The organism is Pseudomonas sp. IAC-BECa141, from assembly GCF_020544405.1.
Taxonomy (GTDB): Bacteria; Pseudomonadota; Gammaproteobacteria; order Pseudomonadales; family Pseudomonadaceae; genus Aquipseudomonas.
This window is the reverse complement of record NZ_CP065410.1, coordinates 1,158,470-1,176,294: the sequence shown is the minus strand read 5'-3', so window position 1 is coordinate 1,176,294 and position 17,825 is coordinate 1,158,470. Positions and strand designations below refer to the sequence as shown.

Annotated in this window: 18 protein-coding genes and 2 pseudogenes; 9 read left to right on the top strand and 11 right to left on the bottom strand. The window is 61.1% G+C overall.

What is annotated here, in order from left to right:
• Positions 1–71 precede the first annotated feature (71 nt).
• Positions 72–1,880: a cation:proton antiporter gene (locus I5961_RS05200; protein WP_227234548.1), complete on the top strand. Its 1,809-nt coding sequence runs from the start codon at positions 72–74 to the stop codon at positions 1,878–1,880.
• 117 nt (positions 1,881–1,997) lie between these two features.
• On the opposite strand, the gene I5961_RS05195 is transcribed toward I5961_RS05200, so the two are convergent.
• The 6 genes and pseudogenes from I5961_RS05195 to ffh form a co-directional block, all read right to left on the bottom strand.
• Positions 1,998–2,411 (bottom strand): acyl-CoA thioesterase, encoded by a 414-nt coding sequence (locus tag I5961_RS05195; RefSeq protein ID WP_011332614.1) that lies wholly within the window; start codon positions 2,409–2,411, stop codon positions 1,998–2,000.
• A gap of 90 nt (positions 2,412–2,501) precedes the next feature.
• Positions 2,502–2,852, bottom strand: a complete 351-nt coding sequence (rplS, locus tag I5961_RS05190) for a 50S ribosomal protein L19 (protein ID WP_085697268.1) — start codon at positions 2,850–2,852, stop codon at positions 2,502–2,504.
• Between the two features lie 45 nt (positions 2,853–2,897).
• Positions 2,898–3,649, bottom strand: a pseudogene (gene trmD, locus I5961_RS05185) (tRNA (guanosine(37)-N1)-methyltransferase TrmD).
• A gap of 3 nt (positions 3,650–3,652) precedes the next feature.
• Entirely contained in the window at positions 3,653–4,189 is a 537-nt protein-coding gene (gene rimM / locus I5961_RS05180) for a ribosome maturation factor RimM (RefSeq protein ID WP_085697267.1), read from the bottom strand.
• A 5-nt stretch (positions 4,190–4,194) separates the two neighbouring features.
• On the bottom strand, positions 4,195–4,446 hold the full coding sequence (gene rpsP, locus I5961_RS05175) for a 30S ribosomal protein S16 (protein WP_003198088.1): 252 nt from the start codon (positions 4,444–4,446) through the stop codon (positions 4,195–4,197).
• Positions 4,447–4,780: 334 nt separating this feature from the next.
• Positions 4,781–6,157 carry a signal recognition particle protein gene (gene ffh, locus I5961_RS05170; protein ID WP_085697266.1) on the bottom strand — a complete coding sequence of 459 codons (1,377 nt, stop codon included), beginning with the start codon at positions 6,155–6,157 and terminating at the stop codon, positions 4,781–4,783.
• A gap of 209 nt (positions 6,158–6,366) precedes the next feature.
• On the opposite strand from ffh, the gene I5961_RS05165 reads away from it, so the two are divergent.
• The 3 genes from I5961_RS05165 to I5961_RS05155 all read left to right on the top strand — a co-directional run bounded on the left by I5961_RS05165 (position 6,367) and on the right by I5961_RS05155 (position 9,985).
• Positions 6,367–7,179 (top strand): inner membrane protein YpjD, encoded by an 813-nt coding sequence (locus I5961_RS05165; protein WP_085697265.1) that lies wholly within the window; start codon positions 6,367–6,369, stop codon positions 7,177–7,179.
• 12 nt (positions 7,180–7,191) lie between these two features.
• Positions 7,192–8,433 (top strand): transporter associated domain-containing protein, encoded by a 1,242-nt coding sequence (locus I5961_RS05160; RefSeq protein WP_085702545.1) that lies wholly within the window; start codon positions 7,192–7,194, stop codon positions 8,431–8,433.
• Between the two features lie 235 nt (positions 8,434–8,668).
• A complete protein-coding gene (locus tag I5961_RS05155) occupies positions 8,669–9,985 on the top strand; it encodes an MFS transporter (protein ID WP_085702544.1) in 1,317 nt (438 codons plus the stop codon).
• Between the two features lie 118 nt (positions 9,986–10,103).
• Here I5961_RS05155 and purT read toward each other — a convergent pair whose 3' ends face one another.
• The 5 genes from purT to I5961_RS05130 all read right to left on the bottom strand — a co-directional run bounded on the left by purT (position 10,104) and on the right by I5961_RS05130 (position 13,301).
• On the bottom strand, positions 10,104–11,285 hold the full coding sequence (gene purT, locus I5961_RS05150; RefSeq protein ID WP_085697261.1) for a formate-dependent phosphoribosylglycinamide formyltransferase: 1,182 nt from the start codon (positions 11,283–11,285) through the stop codon (positions 10,104–10,106).
• Between the two features lie 100 nt (positions 11,286–11,385).
• Positions 11,386–11,853 carry a preQ0 transporter gene (locus I5961_RS05145; RefSeq protein ID WP_085697260.1) on the bottom strand — a complete coding sequence of 156 codons (468 nt, stop codon included), beginning with the start codon at positions 11,851–11,853 and terminating at the stop codon, positions 11,386–11,388.
• A gap of 64 nt (positions 11,854–11,917) precedes the next feature.
• Positions 11,918–12,133 carry a DUF1289 domain-containing protein gene (locus I5961_RS05140; RefSeq protein ID WP_085697259.1) on the bottom strand — a complete coding sequence of 72 codons (216 nt, stop codon included), beginning with the start codon at positions 12,131–12,133 and terminating at the stop codon, positions 11,918–11,920.
• Positions 12,130–12,654: a gamma carbonic anhydrase family protein gene (locus I5961_RS05135; RefSeq protein WP_085702543.1), complete on the bottom strand. Its 525-nt coding sequence runs from the start codon at positions 12,652–12,654 to the stop codon at positions 12,130–12,132. The genes I5961_RS05140 and I5961_RS05135 overlap by 4 nt, the downstream gene beginning before the upstream one ends.
• Before the next feature lie 47 nt (positions 12,655–12,701).
• Positions 12,702–13,301 (bottom strand): CoA pyrophosphatase, encoded by a 600-nt coding sequence (locus I5961_RS05130; RefSeq protein ID WP_085697257.1) that lies wholly within the window; start codon positions 13,299–13,301, stop codon positions 12,702–12,704.
• Positions 13,302–13,448: 147 nt separating this feature from the next.
• On the opposite strand from I5961_RS05130, the gene I5961_RS05125 reads away from it, so the two are divergent.
• From I5961_RS05125 to I5961_RS05105, 5 genes and pseudogenes are all read left to right on the top strand, one after another.
• Positions 13,449–14,000, top strand: a complete 552-nt coding sequence (locus I5961_RS05125) for an NUDIX hydrolase (protein ID WP_085702542.1) — start codon at positions 13,449–13,451, stop codon at positions 13,998–14,000.
• 102 nt (positions 14,001–14,102) lie between these two features.
• The gene (locus I5961_RS05120) at positions 14,103–14,618 is read left to right on the top strand and encodes a L,D-transpeptidase family protein (protein WP_007954614.1); all 516 of its coding nucleotides are present in this window, start codon (positions 14,103–14,105) and stop codon (positions 14,616–14,618) included.
• Positions 14,619–14,948: 330 nt separating this feature from the next.
• Positions 14,949–15,680, top strand: a complete 732-nt coding sequence (locus I5961_RS05115; protein WP_007954613.1) for a GntR family transcriptional regulator — start codon at positions 14,949–14,951, stop codon at positions 15,678–15,680.
• A gap of 30 nt (positions 15,681–15,710) precedes the next feature.
• Positions 15,711–16,817, top strand: a complete 1,107-nt coding sequence (gene nagA / locus I5961_RS05110) for an N-acetylglucosamine-6-phosphate deacetylase (RefSeq protein WP_227234546.1) — start codon at positions 15,711–15,713, stop codon at positions 16,815–16,817.
• Positions 16,810–17,819: pseudogene (locus tag I5961_RS05105) on the top strand (SIS domain-containing protein). The gene nagA and the pseudogene I5961_RS05105 overlap by 8 nt, the downstream one beginning before the upstream one ends.
• Positions 17,820–17,825: the final 6 nt, after the last annotated feature.

The window sequence follows — 17,825 nt, the reverse complement described above, 5'->3', positions numbered from 1 at the left end:
AATAAAGAGTGAACGGTTGAAATGGCCGCTAGTCTTTCATAGCCCGCTATTTCAAGGAACAGGGAGCTTCAATGAACGAGCAGCAAATTCTGTTGGCTTTCGGCGGTATCGGTGCCGCCGCGCTGGGCTGTCAATGGCTCGCCTGGCGCCTGAAGCTGCCGGCGATTCTGTTTCTGCTGCTGACCGGCATCCTGGCAGGCCCCGTGCTGGGCTGGCTCGACCCGCAGGAAATGTTCGGTCCGTTGCTGATGCCTCTGGTGTCGCTGGCGGTGGCGCTGATTCTGTTTGAAGGCAGCCTGACCCTGCACCTGTCGGAGTGGCGCGAGATCGGCAGCGTCGTGCATCGCCTGGTCACAATCGGAGCGCTCTCGACCTGGACAGTGATTGCGGTCGCGACTCACTGGCTGCTGGGCTTCGACTGGCTGCTCGCCATCCTGTTCGGCAGCCTGACCCTGGTCACCGGCCCGACCGTGATCGTGCCCATGCTGCGCGTGGTACGTCCCAAGGCATCGATCGCCAACATCCTGCGCTGGGAAGGGATTGTGATCGACCCGATCGGGGCGCTGCTCGCGGTGGTGGTCTACAGCTTCATCATCGCCAGTGCCGAGGGCCAAGGTCTCAAGCAGAGCCTGTTGACCTTCGGCGGAGTGATTCTGTGCGGAAGTCTGTTCGGTGTGGCCGGCGGCTGGCTGCTGGGCACCATCATCCGTCGTCAGTGGCTACCGGAATACCTGCACAACCTCGCGTCGTTGGCGGCGGTGCTGGGGATCTTCATTGCAGCCAACGAGGTGATGCACGAATCGGGACTGCTGGCGGTAACGCTGATGGGCATGTGGCTGGCCAATATGAAGGGTGTGGATGTGCGGCATATTCTGCACTTCAAGGAAAATCTCAGCGTGCTGCTGATTTCCGGGCTGTTCATTCTGCTGGCGGCACGCCTGGATCTGAATGCGCTGATCGGCCTCGGGCCGCTGGTATTGATTCTGCTGCTGGTCATCCAGCTGATCGCCCGGCCTTTGAATGTAATGCTGAGTACCGCCGGCTCCAGCTTGAGCTGGCGTGAACGTGCATTGCTGTGCTGGATTGCCCCGCGCGGTATCGTCGCCGCGGCGGTCTCGGCGATCTTTGCGATTCGCCTGGATGAAGCGGGCCATGAAGGCGCGCTGTTGCTGGTGCCGCTGACCTTCGCCGTGATTATCGGCACCGTTGTGCTGCAAAGTGCGACTGCCCGACCCTTGGCGCGCCTGTTAAAGGTTGCGGAGCCTGCGCCGAGCGGCTTTCTTATCGTCGGGGCGAACGGCCCTGCGCGCCTGCTTGGCAAATCGCTACAGCAGTTGGGCAGCCGGGTGCTGCTGACGGATTCGAGCTGGGAAAACATCCGGGCGGCGCGCATGGATGGCTTGCCGACCTACTTCGGCAATCCGGCCTCGCAGCATGCCGATGCGCATCTGGACCTGGTCGGACTGGGGCATTTGCTGGCGCTGTCACCGTCGGGCGAACTCAATACGCTGGCGGCCATGCGCTTTCGCCATGACTTCGGCCATCAACGTCTGTTCGGACTCGCCAGCGGGCAGGAGAGCCGGCGCAGCGACAAACATCGCGCAAGTCTTGAGCATCGCGGCAATCAACTGGGTAGCGAGGCGTTCACCTACGCGAAGTTGGCCAGCCAGATGGGCCAAGGGGCCGAGTTGTACAGCACAACGTTGACGGATGGGTTTGGCTGGGAGGATTACCAGGCGTTGCATGGCAATCGTGCGACGGTGCTGTTCATGCGCGATGACAGTGGCTGGGTGCATGTCGTGTCGCCGGAAACCGTGCTGAAGCCGGGGCCAGGGTGGACGTTGCTGGCGCTGATTCAGCCGGAGAGTGTCAGCGCCTGACAGACCGGATCGCGGGCAAGCCCGTTCCCACAGGTTTTGTTTGGTCCGCTGAGGTTGTGCTCGGCACCGACACTGTAGGAGCGGGCTTGCCCGCGAATGCTTCGGCTCGGTGCAGGATCAGGCCGCGAAACCTGGCAGCACGGGCACCGGACGCTTGTCATCATCGATGGCGACAAAGCTGAACTGCCCGTGAATCGCTTTCTCACGCCCGTCGCAGCTCATGCTTTCCACGAACACTTCCACCTCGACCTTGAGACTGGTGTTGCCGACCTTGATCACCCGTCCAACCAGTTCGACGATGGAACCCGCCGGAATCGCGTGATTGAAGTCGATGCGATCGGTCGACACGGTCACCAGCGGCAAACGGCAGAAGCGCGTGGCAGTGATGAACGACACTTCGTCCATCCAGGCCAGCGCGGTGCCACCGAACAGGGTGTTGTGGTGATTGGTGGTCGGCGGGAAAACCGCCTTGGTCACGCGGGTCACCGAGAGTTCGGTGCGGCGTTCGATTTCTTGCTCGCGAGGGGTCATGGGTCAGGCCTGAAACGGAATGCTGTGGATAAATTGCGGGCAACAAAAAAGCAGCCCGTAGGCTGCTTTCTTCTGCATCGGAAGCTGGACTTAAGCCAGTTTTTCCTTGATGCGAGCTGCTTTACCCGACAGGTCGCGCAGGTAGTACAGCTTGGCTTTACGTACGTCACCGCGACGCTTGACAGCCATGCTGTCGATCTGCGGGGAGTAGGTCTGGAAAGTACGTTCTACGCCAACACCGTTGGAGATTTTACGAACGGTGAACGCACTGTTCACGCCGCGGTTACGCTTGGCGATTACAACGCCTTCGAACGCTTGCAGACGGGAACGATCGCCTTCCTTCACTTTCACCTGAACGACGATGGTGTCGCCTGGGGCAAAGGTAGGGACTTCTTTGGTCATCTGCTCTGCTTCGAGTGCAAGGATGATTTTGTTGGTCATGCTGTGCTCCTAAGGTAAATCGTCTGATCTACCATCGATACGTTGTTAACTATCGTCCCGCTCGCGGATGTATTCCTCGAGCAGCTTCTTCTCTTCTCCAGAAAGCGAGCGGCTTTCCAGAAGATCGGCGCGTCGTTCATAGGTCCTGCCGAGGGACTGCTGTAAACGCCAACGCCGGATATGCGCGTGATTGCCACTCAGCAACACGTCGGGAACACGCTGATCCGCATACACCTCAGGTCGGGTGTAGTGCGGGCAATCCAGCAGACCATCCGTAAAGGAATCTTCCTCAGCGGAATCCGCATGCCCTAAAGCTCCGGGCAGCAGTCGTGTAACCGCATCGATCATGACCATGGCCGGCAGCTCGCCGCCAGACAACACATAGTCACCAATCGACCACTCTTCATCGACATGAGCATCAATAAAACGCTCGTCAATGCCTTCATAGCGACCGGCAATCAGGATCAATGCATCCGATTTCGCCAGTTCGCGTACCGCCGACTGAGTCAGTTGACGGCCTTGGGGGACAGGTAAATCACCTTCGCCGCCTCCCCGGCTGCTGCCTTGGCCTGAACCAGAGCATCTTCCAGGGGCTTGATCTTCATCACCATGCCCGGACCACCGCCAAACGGGCGATCGTCCACAGTGTGATGCCGATCCGTCGTGTAATCCCGCGGATTCCAACAGGTCAGCTGCAACAGCCCCTGTTTGACCGCACGACTGGTAATGCCGTACTCACTGATGGCCGAGAACATCTCGGGGAACAGCGTAATGACGTCTACGCGCAGGCTGGCCATTGCTTAGAAGTCCGCGTCCCATTCCACCCTCATCACGCCTGCTTCCAGGTCGATTGCCAGCACGCATTGCTCCGTATAGGGCAACAACCGCTCGCGATCATCCAGGCTGCCGACGCAGGGCTTGACCACCAATACATCGTTCGCGCCGGTCTCCAACAGGTGATCAACCTTGCCGAACAGTTGTTCGTCCTGGTTGATGACACTCAGACCCTGCAACTGGTACCAGTAGTACTCGTCGCCAGTCAGGTCGGGCAAAAGGCTTCGTGAGATGCAAATCTCGTAACCGCTCAGAAGACGGGCTTCATCACGATCGTCGAGGCCTTTGAGCTTGGCAACCAGATCCTTTTGAGTGGATCGACCGCTGACCAGCTCGACCTGCTTTACCACGCCTTCGCGCCGAAGCGTCCAGTTGCGGTAGTTCAACAGGTTTTCAATCGGATCGGTAAAGGAAAAGACCTTCACCTCGCCGCGAACGCCGTGAACCGAAAAAATCTTGCCGACAACGATCAGGTCATCAGCTTTTTCTGGCGTCGCGCTCATACTGCTCAGGCTGCAGCCTTGGCAGATTCCTTCAGCAACTGAGCAACACGCTCAGAAGGCTGTGCACCAACGCTCAGCCAGTAGGCAACGCGCTCTTGGTTCACGGACAGACGAACTTCCTGACCACGGGCAACAGGGTTGAAGAAACCAACCTGTTCTTTGTGGGAACCGTCACGCGGGTTGCGGGAGTCGGTTACGGTCAGGTGGTAAAACGGGCGCTTTTTGGAGCCGCCAAGGGCAAGACGGATTGTTAGCATGTGAACATCGTTCCTGTAGTCGGTGCTGCAAATCTAAATGCACAGCGGGCATGGGTGCCCGAAAGGCCGCATATTCTAAGGAATATCCGGACTTTTGCAAATGACTTTTTCCGGCGCCTGTGGCATGCCGTGCAGATTTGCATATGGGGCCGTCATTCAAAACGGCCGGTCAGCTCCCGCCGAGTGCGGGTTTGCTGTTGATCCTGCGTCCTTGCAGGGTCTGCGCCGGCGCGACGACCGGCGAGAATCCAGTGTCCCGTCTCAGCCATTTCGCTCACTTTTGGCGAGTGACGGTTGCCGCCACAAGTGAGCAGAATGGGTGAGGCGGGACACCTTACATTTTCGGCATGCCGCCGCCGGGCAACATACCGCCCATGCCGCGCATCATTTTCGCCATTCCGCCCTTGGCGGAGAATTTCTTCATCATCTTCTGCATCTGCTTGTGCTGCTTGATCAAGCGACCGATGTCCTGCACCTGGGTGCCGGAACCCATGGCGATCCGACGCTTGCGCGAACCGCTGATCAGCTCAGGGTCGCGGCGCTCGGCCGGGGTCATGGAGTTGATGATGGCTTCCATCTGTTTGAACTGCTTCTCTGCGGCGCTCTGGGCGTTGCCCATTTGCGAGAGATTGACGCCGCCGATGCTCGGCAGTTTGTCCATGAGCCCGCCGAGGCCGCCCATGTTCTTCATCTGTTGCAACTGATCGCGGAAGTCTTCGAGATCGAAGCCCTTGCCCTTCTTCAGCTTTTTAGCAAGCTTGTCGGCCTTGTCCTTGTCGAGGGTCGCTTCGGCCTGTTCGATCAGGCTGAGCACGTCGCCCATGCCGAGGATCCGCGAAGCAATACGCTCAGGGTGGAACGGATCGAGCGCTTCGCTCTTCTCGCCCATACCGATGAACTTGATCGGCTTGCCGGTGATCGCGCGAACGGACAGCGCGGCACCGCCACGGGCATCACCGTCGACCTTGGTCAGGATCACGCCGGTCAGCGGCAGCGCATCACCGAAGGCCTTGGCCGTGTTGGCCGCGTCCTGACCGGTCATGGCGTCGACCACGAACAGGGTTTCAACCGGATTGATCGCGGCATGCAGCGCCTTGATCTCGCCCATCATCTCTTCATCGATGTGCAGACGACCGGCGGTGTCGACGATGACCACGTCGATGAATTTCAGCTTTGCTTCTTTAATAGCCGCGTTGGCGATGTCGACCGGCTTCTGGCTCAGGTCGGACGGGAAGAACGTCACGCCGATGTCGTTGGCCAGGGTTTCCAGCTGTTTAATAGCAGCAGGACGGTAGATGTCCGCCGACACGACCATGACCGACTTCTTCTTGCGCTCTTTAAGGAAGCGCGCCAGTTTGCCGGCGGTGGTGGTTTTACCCGCGCCCTGCAGACCGGCCATCAGAATGACGGCAGGCGGCACGGCGCTCAGGTTCAAGTCTTCGTTGGCCGCACCCATCAGGGTTTCGAGCTCGGCCTGGACGATCTTCACGAACGCCTGGCCCGGCGTCAGGCTGCGCGACACCTCGGTGCCGACAGCGCGTTCCTTGACCGAATTGACGAAGTCCTTGACCACCGGCAGGGCGACGTCAGCCTCGAGCAACGCCATGCGCACTTCGCGCAGGGTGTCTTTGATGTTGTCCTCGGTCAGTTTCGCCTTGCCGGTGACATGGCGCAGCGTCTGCGAGAGACGGTCGGTTAAGTTTTCAAACATTGCGCGATCCTTTCAGGCCCTGTGTAGACCGGGATAATGGCGGCCCAGACCGGAATCAACATGTGCTCGGCGAGCCTGCGGCGTGGGCAGGTCGCGGATTATAGCGAAGACTGCGTCTGGCGGACACCTCGCTGTCAGCTTGCCGGTCTTTCGTGCGACGGCGGTTCTATGCCAAACTCAGCGCCTTTCGGGCTTGCCTAACAGGATTTATGCTCCCCTTGTCACCGAGTTTGCTGACCACCCTCGCCGCCGCACTTCTCTACGCCGCTGCGACCCTCTACCAGGGCACCCGCCTGGCCACTGGCGCCAAGGCCAACAAGCGCCTGCTGGTCTCGCTCGGCGTCCTCGCCGTGCTGGCCCACAGCGCAAGCCTGCTCACGCATTTATTGACGCCGATCGGTCTGGGCCTGGATTTCTTCAGTGCCTCAAGCCTGATCGCCGCCGCTGTCATCGCCCTGACCCTGCTGGCCTGCTCGCGGATTCCAGTGGAAAACCTGCTGGTGCTGCTGTTCCCGCTGGGTGCGATCACGGTGCTGCTGGCGCAGTTCGCGCCGACTGGCACGGTACAGATCATTGATGAAGAGCCAGGCATCCTCGCGCACATTCTGTTGTCGATCCTCGCCTACGGCATGTTCACCATCGCGGTTTTTCAAGCCTTGTTGCTGCTGGTGCAGGATCATCAGCTCAAGCACAAACATCCGTCCGGGCTGATCAAGAACTTCCCGCCACTGCAAACCATGGAAAGCCTGCTGTTCGGCTTCCTCTGGGCAGGCTGGACATTGCTGTCGCTGTCGCTGATCTCCGGCTGGCTGTTCGTCGAGAATCTGTTTGCGCAACACCTGGTGCATAAAACCCTGCTGGCCTGCCTGGCCTGGATCGTGTTCAGCGTCCTGCTCTGGGGCCGTAACCGCCTCGGCTGGCGCGGCCACAAGGCAATCCGCTGGACCCTCGCCGGTTTCTGCCTGCTGATGCTCGCGTATTTCGGCAGCAAACTGGTTCGTGAATACATCCTGCACATCTGACGGGCGGTATAAATGGACGGTTTGCCCATAGGGCCGATGCTCGCGGTATTTGTCCTGCTGATTCTCTGGTCGGGGCTGTTTACCGCCGTCGAAGCGGCGCAGCAGCACCTGCTTGCGCAACGCATCGCATCCCGCGCCAGCGACAAGCCGCTGGCGAAGCTCAACTTCCCGCTCGACAGCCTGATCCTCTGCAATACCCTGTGCCGCGCCCTCGCCGTCATTCTTGCCACACTGCTGGCAATCTTTCTCTGTGAAGAAAACGGCCCCTGGGCGGCTTGCCTTGGCGCCGGCGCCCTGCTGTTGGTCTTTGCCGATTATTTCCCCCGCGCGCTCGCCCAACGATACCCCGACGCGGTGTTGTCGTTTGGCAATACGCTGCTGGCAGTACCGCTGAAGGGGGTTTACCCGCTTGCTTGGCTGCTCGGCCGCATCAGTGGCTTGCTGATGCGCCCGTTCATCCGCAAGGCCCAGATGGTGCAACAGAGCGAAGACGATGTGCCGACCGAGCATCATGACGATCCGGATCATCCGGTACGCCCGCATCCGATTTCAGGCATCCATGCGCTGGACAACATCACGGTCAACGACATTCTGGTGCCGCGCAGCGATGTCGACGGCATCAACCTCGACGATCCGCTCGAAGAAATCATCGAGCAATTGCGCAAGAACCGGCGCACTCGCCTGCCGGTGTTTCACAGCGATATCAATCAGGTCGAAGCCGTACTCAATACCCGGCAGATCCGTCACCTGCTCGACAACGGCAGCCTGACCCGCGAAGCGTTGCTGGCGGCCAGTTACGAGCCGTACTTCGTTCCCGAAAGCACCCCGCTGCAACTGCAACTGCTGAACTTCCACAAGCAGCAGCGGCGCCTGGGCATGGTGGTGGACGAGTACGGCGAAGTGCTGGGGATTGTCACCCTGGAAGACATTCTCGAAGAGATCGTCGGCGAATTTGAAAGCGAGCACAGCCTCGACAACCCGCACATCCACCCGCAAGCCGATGGCCGCATGGTGATCGATGGGGCGGCGTCGATCCGCGAACTGAACAAATGCCTGGGCTGGCACCTGCCCAGCGACGGCCCCCGGACCCTCAACGGTCTGGTGACCGAGGCGCTGGAAACCATCCCGGAAAGCGCGGTCTGCCTGAAGATCGGCCGCTATCGCCTGGAGATTCTCGAAACCGAAGAGAACCGGGTGAGCAAGGTCCTGATCTGGCACACCACTTCGGCACCGGCGCTGGCCACGGCCCGCTAGCCAGCCCCTTGTTCAATCGTTAGCCACCTTCCTATAATCGCGAGGCTTACCCAAGCCCCGCCGAACCGCGTGCTTACCCCGCACCCGACCCGTTCCGGCCGGTTCACCGACAATATCCGCATCACACCGACGACTGCTCCTACCTGAAGCAGCGATCGCGCCTCATCCCACATCCCTGGGTGCTCGACCATAATAATTCGCTCCAACGGAGCTCATGACTGTCAGGGATCACCGCATGACGACCAGTACTGCTTACAGCGACACCGCGCCGACCCAACCGGCCAACTCCGCCACCCGCGTGGCCACCGCGAGCTTCATCGGCACGGCCATCGAGTTCTACGATTTCTACGTCTACGCCACCGCCGCTGCGCTGGTGATCGGGCCGGTATTTTTCCCTCAGACTTCCGGCACGGCGCAGATGCTCTCGGCATTCCTGACCTTCGGCATCGCCTTCCTCGCGCGACCTTTGGGCTCGGCGCTGTTCGGCCATTTCGGTGACCGGATCGGGCGCAAATCGACCTTGGTCGCTTCGCTGCTGCTGATGGGCGTCTGCACCACGCTGATCGGCGTTCTGCCGGGCTACGAGAGCATCGGGGCCTGGGCGCCGATCCTGCTTTGTGTGCTGCGCTTCGGCCAAGGCCTGGGATTGGGTGGTGAATGGGGCGGCGCGGCGCTGCTGGCGACCGAGAATGCCCCGAAAGGCAAGCGGGCGTGGTTCGGCATGTTCCCGCAACTCGGGCCTTCGATTGGCTTTCTGGCCGCCAACGGCCTGTTCCTGACGCTGGCCATGACGCTCAATGACGAACAGTTTCGCAGCTGGGGCTGGCGGATTCCGTTTCTGCTGAGCGCCGTGCTGGTAATGGTCGGGCTGTACGTGCGCCTCAAACTCCACGAAACCCCGGTGTTCGCCAACGCCATCGCCCGTCAGGAGCGAGTGAAAGTGCCGCTGGTCGAGCTGTTCAGCCAGTACTGGGCACCCACCCTGCTGGGCGCCGCCGCCATGGTGGTGTGTTACGCACTGTTCTACATCTCGACGGTGTTTTCCCTGAGTTACGGCGTCTCCACCTTGGGTTACAGCCGCGAGACCTTCCTCGGACTGCTGTGCTTCGCGGTGCTGTTCATGGCGGCCGCGACGCCGTTGTCGGCGTGGGCCAGTGACCGCTACGGGCGCAAGCCGGTGCTGATCATCGGTGGTGTGCTGGCGATTCTTTCCGGTTTTCTGATGGAGCCGTTGCTGACTCAGGGCTCGACCTGGGGCGTGGCGCTGTTCCTGTGCATCGAGCTGTTCCTGATGGGCGTGACATTCGCCCCGATGGGCGCGCTGCTGCCGGAGCTGTTTCCGACGCACGTGCGGTATACCGGCGCATCGGCGGCCTACAACCTCGGCGGTATCGTCGGAGCCTCGGCGGCGCCGTTCTTCGCGCAGAAACTGGTGGCGATGGGTGGTTTGAGTTACGTCGGCGGGTATGTATCGGGGGCGGCGGTGCTCAGCCTGATCGCTGTGCTGTGCCTGAAGGAAACGCGCAATAACGATTTGAATCAGGTTGCCTGATCTTAGATCAAAAGCTTCGCGAGCAAGCTCGCTCCCACATTGTCCGTGCCATACACATAATTTGTGAGTACCGCCGAACTTGTGGGAGCGAGCTTGCTCGCGATGGATGTGACTCGGTTTACAGCTCTACAACAACAGCCTGGGAAGCACGGGTCGCCTTGGCACGAGCGGCTTCAATCGACTCGTCACGGGCCAGTGCAACACCCATGCGGCGCTGGCCGTTGACTTCAGGCTTGCCGAACAGACGCAGCGCGGTATCCGGTTCACTCAGTGCCGCGCCGAGGTTGGCGAATGCGGTCTGGGTCGACTGACCTTCCACCAGAATCACTGCCGAAGCCGATGGGCCGAACTGACGGATCAGCGGTACCGGCAGACCGAGGATCGCCCGGGCGTGCAGGGCGAACTGCGACAGGTCCTGGGAAATCAGGGTCACCAGACCGGTGTCGTGTGGACGCGGCGACACTTCGCTGAACCACACTTGATCGCCCTTGATGAACAATTCGACGCCGAACAGGCCACGACCGCCCAACGCTTCGGTCACGGCTTTGGCAACGCGCTCGGATTCAGCCAGTGCGATTGGGCTCATGGCCTGTGGCTGCCAGGATTCCTGATAGTCGCCCTTCTCCTGACGGTGGCCGACCGGCGCACAGAACGTAGTGCCACCGACATGACGCACGGTCAGCAGAGTGATTTCGTAGTCGAAATCGATGAAGCCTTCGATGATCACGCGACCTTTACCGGCGCGACCGCCCTCTTGTGCGTAATCCCAGGCCTTCTGCACGTCATCGGCGCTGCGCAGCAGGCTCTGGCCCTTGCCCGACGAACTCATCACCGGTTTGACGACGCACGGGAAACCCAGGTCCTGAACGGCTTTGCTGTAGTCCTCGAAGGTGTCGGCGAAGTGGTATGGCGAAGTCGGCAGGTCCAGCTCTTCGGCGGCCAAGCGACGAATGCCTTCGCGGTTCATGGTCAGTTGCGCGGCGCGAGCGGTCGGGATCACGGTGAAGCCTTCGGCTTCCAGTTCGACCAGGGTAGCGGTGGCGATGGCTTCGATTTCCGGCACGATGAAGTGCGGCTTCTCGGCTTCGATCACTGCACGCAGGGCGGCACCGTCGAGCATGTTGATCACGTGGCTGCGATGGGCAACCTGCATGGCCGGCGCATTGGCGTAGCGGTCGACGGCAATCACTTCAACGCCCAGGCGTTGCAGCTCGATCACCACTTCCTTGCCCAACTCACCACAGCCACACAGCAATACGCGGGTCGCGGTCGGCGACAATGGAGTTCCGATACGGGTCATCTCAGGTCCTCAAAGAAGCGGATCATCGAGGAAAGCAACGCCAGACGCGCTTTCCATGGGGAGAAAGCGCGGCATTTTACATGAACCTGAGGGTTTGGCTTCAGCCGGCGACAGCCTGTTTGCGTTCACGCCAGGCCATGATCAGCCAGACGGCGGTGACACCGGCGAACTTCGAGGCCAATGCAGTGATGAGCACTGGCGGTGTCAGCAGGTCGATCATGCCGAAGAAGATGAAGGTGTCGAGGGGAATGCTCAGCGCCGAGCTGATCCACAACCGGTCACGCAGCGGGCGCCTGGTGACGGTGAATACCAGCCAGTCGATGCACTCCGAGACCGCGAATGCCGTGGCACTGGCCAACGCGATCGACGGATCGGACGTGACATAGGACAGCACCAGCGCCGCCAGCATCGCCAGGATCGCACCGTGGCCAAAACGGATCTGCACCATGTCGCGCAAGACGAAAACCAGCCCGCCCCAGGCCGACCAGATGATGTCCAGGTGCGGTGCGGTGGAGAAGGCAAAGTTGATCAGCACGACGCTGCTGATGTAGGCGATGAGGAAAATCATGGGCGTGACCTGTCAAATTGGCGCACAGGTTACTTCAGCCCTTCGATGACGCCAATCAAATCGATTATTGCCCTGGCGTTTTGCCGATCATCCAGACCAGCCCGCTCGCCTTCGCCCGCTCATGACACAACCCCAGCACCGCCCGCCGCTCGTCGTTGGTCATCCGGCTCCAGCGGGTGATCTCCTCGACCGTGCGCTGGCAACCGGTGCAAATGTCGTCTTCGTCCAGCGCGCAAATGCTCACGCACGGCGAGGCGACGGGTCTTTCCGGAGTTGTCATTCTTCCTGCTCGACCAGATCGCGCGCATAGCGCTGTGAGTTATGCACATAGTGCGCGGCGCTGGCCTCGAGCATCTTCTTCTGCGGCTCGGTGAGTTCGCGCACCACTTTGCCTGGCGAGCCCATCACCAGTGAACCGTCAGGGATTTCCTTGCCTTCGCCGATCAGCGCGTTGGCGCCGATGATGCAGTTCTTGCCGATTTTCGCGCCGTTGAGGATGACCGCGTTGATGCCGATCAGGCTGTAGTCGCCGACCGTGCAACCGTGAAGCATGGCATTGTGGCCGATGGTCACGCCGGTGCCGATGGTCAGCGGATAGCCCATGTCGGTGTGCATCACCGTGCCGTCCTGCACGTTGCTGTTCTTGCCGATCAGGATCAGTTCGTTGTCGCCGCGCAACACGGCGTTGAACCAGACGTTGGCGCCTTCTTCCAGTCTGACCTTGCCCACCAGCACGGCATTGGGGGCGACCCAGCTCTGCGGATGGGTTTCGACACGGGCGTCGCCCAGGCGGTATTTCATCTTGTTTTCCTCAGGGCTCACGATGGCTGGCCATTCGAACGATGGCTTCAGGTATTGATAAAGCTTTTTGGCGGCTCATGCAGGCTGATTCTGGCGTCATAGAGCAGGTTGATCAACTCGACGATCATGATCGCCGTCAGCCCCCAGATCTTGTATTCGCCGAAACGATAGCTCGGCACGTACCAACTGCGACCCTGATAGTCGATGCGGTGGGTATGTTCGCGCGGATCCTTGCGGAAGAACTCCAGCGGCACACTGAACACCGCAGCGATCTCGGCATCATTGGCCTGGTATTCGACAAAGTCGGGAATCACCCCGACATACGGCGTGACCTTGATGCCATGCAGGGAAATCAGCGGGCTGAGCGGACCGATCACTTCGACCAGCCCCGGTGGCAGGCCGATTTCTTCTTCGGCTTCGCGCAGGGCGGTGAACGTCAGGTCCGGGTCTTCCGGATCCCGTCGCCCACCGGGGAAGGCGACTTCGCCGCCGTGGGTCGAGAGCCCGCTGGCGCGCAGGGTGAGGACAAGTTCGGGTTCGTCACTGCGAGTAATCGGCACCAGGACAGCGGCCTCGGGGAAACGCGTGTCGGTCTCCAGCGTGCGCGGCGTGTGATTGCTTACCCGGTGCAGTAGCTCGTCCAGCATAAGTGTTCTCGATCGGTGCCTTGCCCTGCATCATGCACCAATCATTGCGACCGCCCAAGCCCCGGACGGGCGTCATGTCGCGAAACGACAACTTGCCGACTGACACCGCTGCACGCCAAGATAGGCGCAGCATTCAGGAACCCCAGCATGAAATTTTGCAGCCAGTGCGGCAACCCGGTGACCCAGCGCATTCCCGAAGGCGACTCGCGGCTGCGATTTGTCTGCGGCAGCTGTCAGACGATTCACTACCAGAACCCCAATATCGTGGCCGGTTGCGTGCCGACCTGGGGCAGCAAAGTCCTGCTGTGTCGCCGCGCCATCGAGCCACGCCTCGGTTACTGGACGCTGCCCGCCGGGTTCATGGAGAACGGCGAAACCATCGAGCAGGCCGCCATCCGCGAAACCGCCGAGGAAGCCTGCGCCCGGGTACGCAACCTGAGCATCTATACCCTGATCGACGTGCCGCACATCAGTCAGGTGCATGTGTTTTTCCGCGCCGAGCTGGCGGATCTGGACTTCGCCGCCGGCCCTGAAAGCCTGGAAGTGCAACTGTTCGACGAGGAAGACATTCCCTGGGACGAGCTGGCTTTTCGCACGGTGGGCCGTACCCTGGAATGCTTCTTCGCCGACCGGCGCGTCGAGGTCTATCCGGTTCGTTCCGAATCGATCCCGCCGCTCGCGCAACCGGCCACCACTTGATTTCGACGGCGGCCGGCCGATAACCGGCTAACGCAGCCCGCGACAGCGACTGCACACTCTCTATAAATAAAGTATCTGCTTCATATCTGGGGAATCGTTTCAATGCGCTGGTTGCTTGCCCTGTTCTGCCTGTCGTTCGTCACCGTCTCTCAAGCGTCATTCGTGACCACCGTGACGCCTTCAAACACCCCGCTCATCGAAAAAGTACTGGTGCTCAAATCGGCCCATCAACTGCAGTTGATCGCCGACGGCAAGCCACTCAAGAGCTATCGCATTTCCCTGGGCAAAGGCGCGAAAAAGGGTCCGAAGCTGATTGAGGGCGACAAACGCACGCCGGAAGGTTTCTATTGGATCGACTGGCGCAAGACCAGCGACAAATTCAACCTGTCGATGCACATCTCCTACCCGAACATCAGCGACTCCGCCCGCGCCCGCCGCGAAGGCGTCGAGCCTGGCGGGATGATCATGATCCACGGTACGCCGGACTCCGAGGACAACCCCGAGCAACTGTTCCACACCCTGGACTGGACCGACGGCTGCATCGCCATGCGCAACGTCGACATGCGCGAAGTCTGGAACCTGGTGCCGGACGGCACGATGATCGAAATCCGCCCTTGAGTCTGTGACCGGAGCGCTTGCGCTCTCAGGGCCGCAAAGCGGCCCTTTCTCCCGACCATTGGTCGCTCGCAAAAAATAAATCAAAAAGATCGCAGCCTGCGGCAACGTCTGGACGGTGATACCACTTTCACCCGCCAGAACTGCCGCAGACTGCGATCTTTTGCTTTTCCGCCGGCACCTCTAATACCACTTGAAACCACCCTTTCTCAAACACCCGAACCCAAGGGACTACAGGCGTTTCCGACGCGTTGACATGGTATGCAAGTGGTATTAGTTTTCGCCGCACTACCGAGCGACAACAATCCTATATCAGCGCCGGAAATGCCTTACATGAACGACCTCCACGCCCTACGCCCAGACGACTCCCAGCCGACGCCGCTGTACCTGCAACTGGCGCGCAACCTGGAAGCGGCGATCCATGCAGGCCAGTGGAAAGCCGAACAGGCAATGCCCTCGGAGCGCAATCTGAGCGAGATGCTGGGGATTTCCCGGGTCACCGCCCGCAAGGCGCTGGAAGTCCTGCTCGATCAGGGTTTGATCCGACGCCTGCAAGGCTCCGGCACCTTCATCACCCCGCGCCTTGAACAACCGCTGTCGCGCCTGTCGGGCTTCAGCGAGATGCTGCGTCTCAAGGGCTTCGTACCCAGCTCGCAATGGCTCGAGCGGGAAATCACCCTGCCCACCCACGAAGAACTGATCCGCCTCGGTCTGTCGCCGAACGACAAGGTCGCGCGCATGAAACGCCTGCGCAAAGCCGACGACACGGTGATGGCCATCGAGATGAGCACCCTGCCCGCCTCGATCATGCCCAAGCCACAGGTGGTGGGCGATTCCCTCTACGAACACCTCGACAGCATCGGCAAACCGATCGTGCGCGCGTTGCAGCACATCCAGGCGATCAACGCCTCGGACGAGTTCGCCGCACTCGTCGGCATCGCCCCCGGCACCGCGATGCTGCTGATGACCCGGGTCGGCTACCTGGAAGACAACACGCCGATCGAAGTCACCGACACCTATTGCCGCAACGACTACTACGACTTTGTTGCAGAGCTTCGCCGCTGATCAGCAGGCAAGCCAAACGAGAGAAGCGAAATGTCTGAAGACAACATCCTCACCGCTGACGGCTGGGTTCGCGGCCGGCTGATCCACGAACACGGCAGAGTCGTGTCGATCGAAGGCGAACCTTGCGATCCGGCGACCAATGACTTGCCGTATCTGCTGCCGGGTTTCATCGATCTGCACGTCCACGGCGGTGGCGGCAAGGACATCATGGAAGGTGCCGGCGCGTTCGAAACCATCACCAGGACCCACGTGCGCTTCGGTACCACCTCGCTGTTGGCCACTACCATGACCGCGCCGAGTGTCGAGATTGCCAGCGTGCTCAAGGAAGTCGGCGAATTCTGCGAGCAGCGTCCGACAGGTGCCGCACGGGTGCTCGGCGTTCACCTCGAAGGGCCGTACATCAATCCCGGCAAACTCGGCGCCCAACCGAACTTCGCCCACACCGCGTTGATGGCCGAAGTTGAAGAGTATCTGGCACTCGCGCCGATTCGGGTGATCACTATCGCCCCGGAAATCGCCGGCCATGACGGTTTGATTCGTGAGTTGAGCAGCCGTGGCATCCGCATGCAGATCGGCCACACCCTCGGCAGTTACGAGGAAGGCGTCGCCGCGCTCGAAGCCGGCGCCACCAGCTTCACGCATTTGTACAACGCCATGAGCCCGCTGCACCACCGCGAGCCGGGCATCGTCGGCGCGGCACTGGCCCACGCCAAATTCGCCGAACTGATTCCGGACTTGCTGCACGTACACCCCGGCGCGATCCGCGTCGCCCTGCGCTCGATTCCGTGCCTGTACTGCGTGACCGATTCGACCGCCGCCGCCGGCATGCCCGACGGCGAGTACAAGCTCGGCAGCCACACCGTCACCAAATGCCTGGGCGGCGTGCGCCTGCCCGACGGCACCTTGGCCGGCAGCACCCTGACCATGGATCAGGCCCTGCGCAATCTGGTGAAGATCGGTCTGCCGATCGCCGAGGCCTCGCAACGTCTTTCGCAATTCCCCGCCGACTACCTCGGCATTACCGAACGCGGACGCCTGCAACCCGGCGCCTGGGCCGACTGCGTGCGGCTGGATCGCTCACTCACACTGACCGCCGTCATGGTCGAAGGAGAAGACATTGACTTCAAAAATGCTTGAGGAGGCGCTGTCCTCGTTCGAGGCCGTGCAAGCCCAACTGCAACAACTCGATCCGCACATGATCGAGATCGCCGGGCGCCTGCGTCGTCAGCCGCCGCAAGTGGCGATGACCGTTGCCCGTGGCAGCTCCGACCATGCAGCGAGCTACTTCGCCTACCTGACCATGCAGCAACTGGGGATTCCGGTGGCGTCGCTGCCGATGTCGGTGGTGACCATGCAGCAGGCGCCGCTGAAGGTCAGCGGTCAGGTCGCGTTCGCGTTTTCCCAGTCGGGCCAGAGCCCGGACCTGGTCAACAGCCTGCGCCTGCTGCGCAAGCGCGGTGCCCTGAGCGTGTCGATGGTCAACGCCGCCGATTCGCCGCTGGAAGCTGCCTGTGAATTCAGCCTGCCGTTACTGGCCGGCACCGAAAGCAGCGTCGCCGCGACCAAGAGCTTCATCGCTACCCTCAGCGCCAGCGCCCGTCTGATCGCGCACTGGAAAGAAGACAGCGAATTGCTGGAAGCACACAACGCCCTGCCCGAAGGCCTGCGCGAAGCCGCGCAACAGGACTGGAGCCTGGCCATCGACGCCCTGCGCGATTGCGAGCGGTTGATGGTGATCGGCCGTGGCGCCGGTTTCGCCATCGCTCAGGAAGCCGCACTGAAATTCAAGGAAACCTCGGCGATCCAGGCCGAAGCCTTCAGCAGCGCCGAAGTCCGTCACGGCCCGATGGCCCTGATCGACGAACATTACCCGCTGCTGGTGTTCGCCCCCGCGGTGCCGAACAGGCCGGCCTGCTGAGCCTGGCGGCCGAAATGCGCCAGCGCGGTGCCCGCGTGCTGCTGGCCGCGCCGGATGATGTCAGCGAACGCGACCTGACCTTGAGCCGTGCCGAGCACCCGGCGCTCGATCCGATCCTGGCGATCCAGAGTTTCTACGTGATGGCGGCCGGTCTGGCCGTGGCCCGTGGCATGGACCCGGATCAGCCGCGACACCTGAGCAAAGTCACCCGCACGCACTGAGTCCGA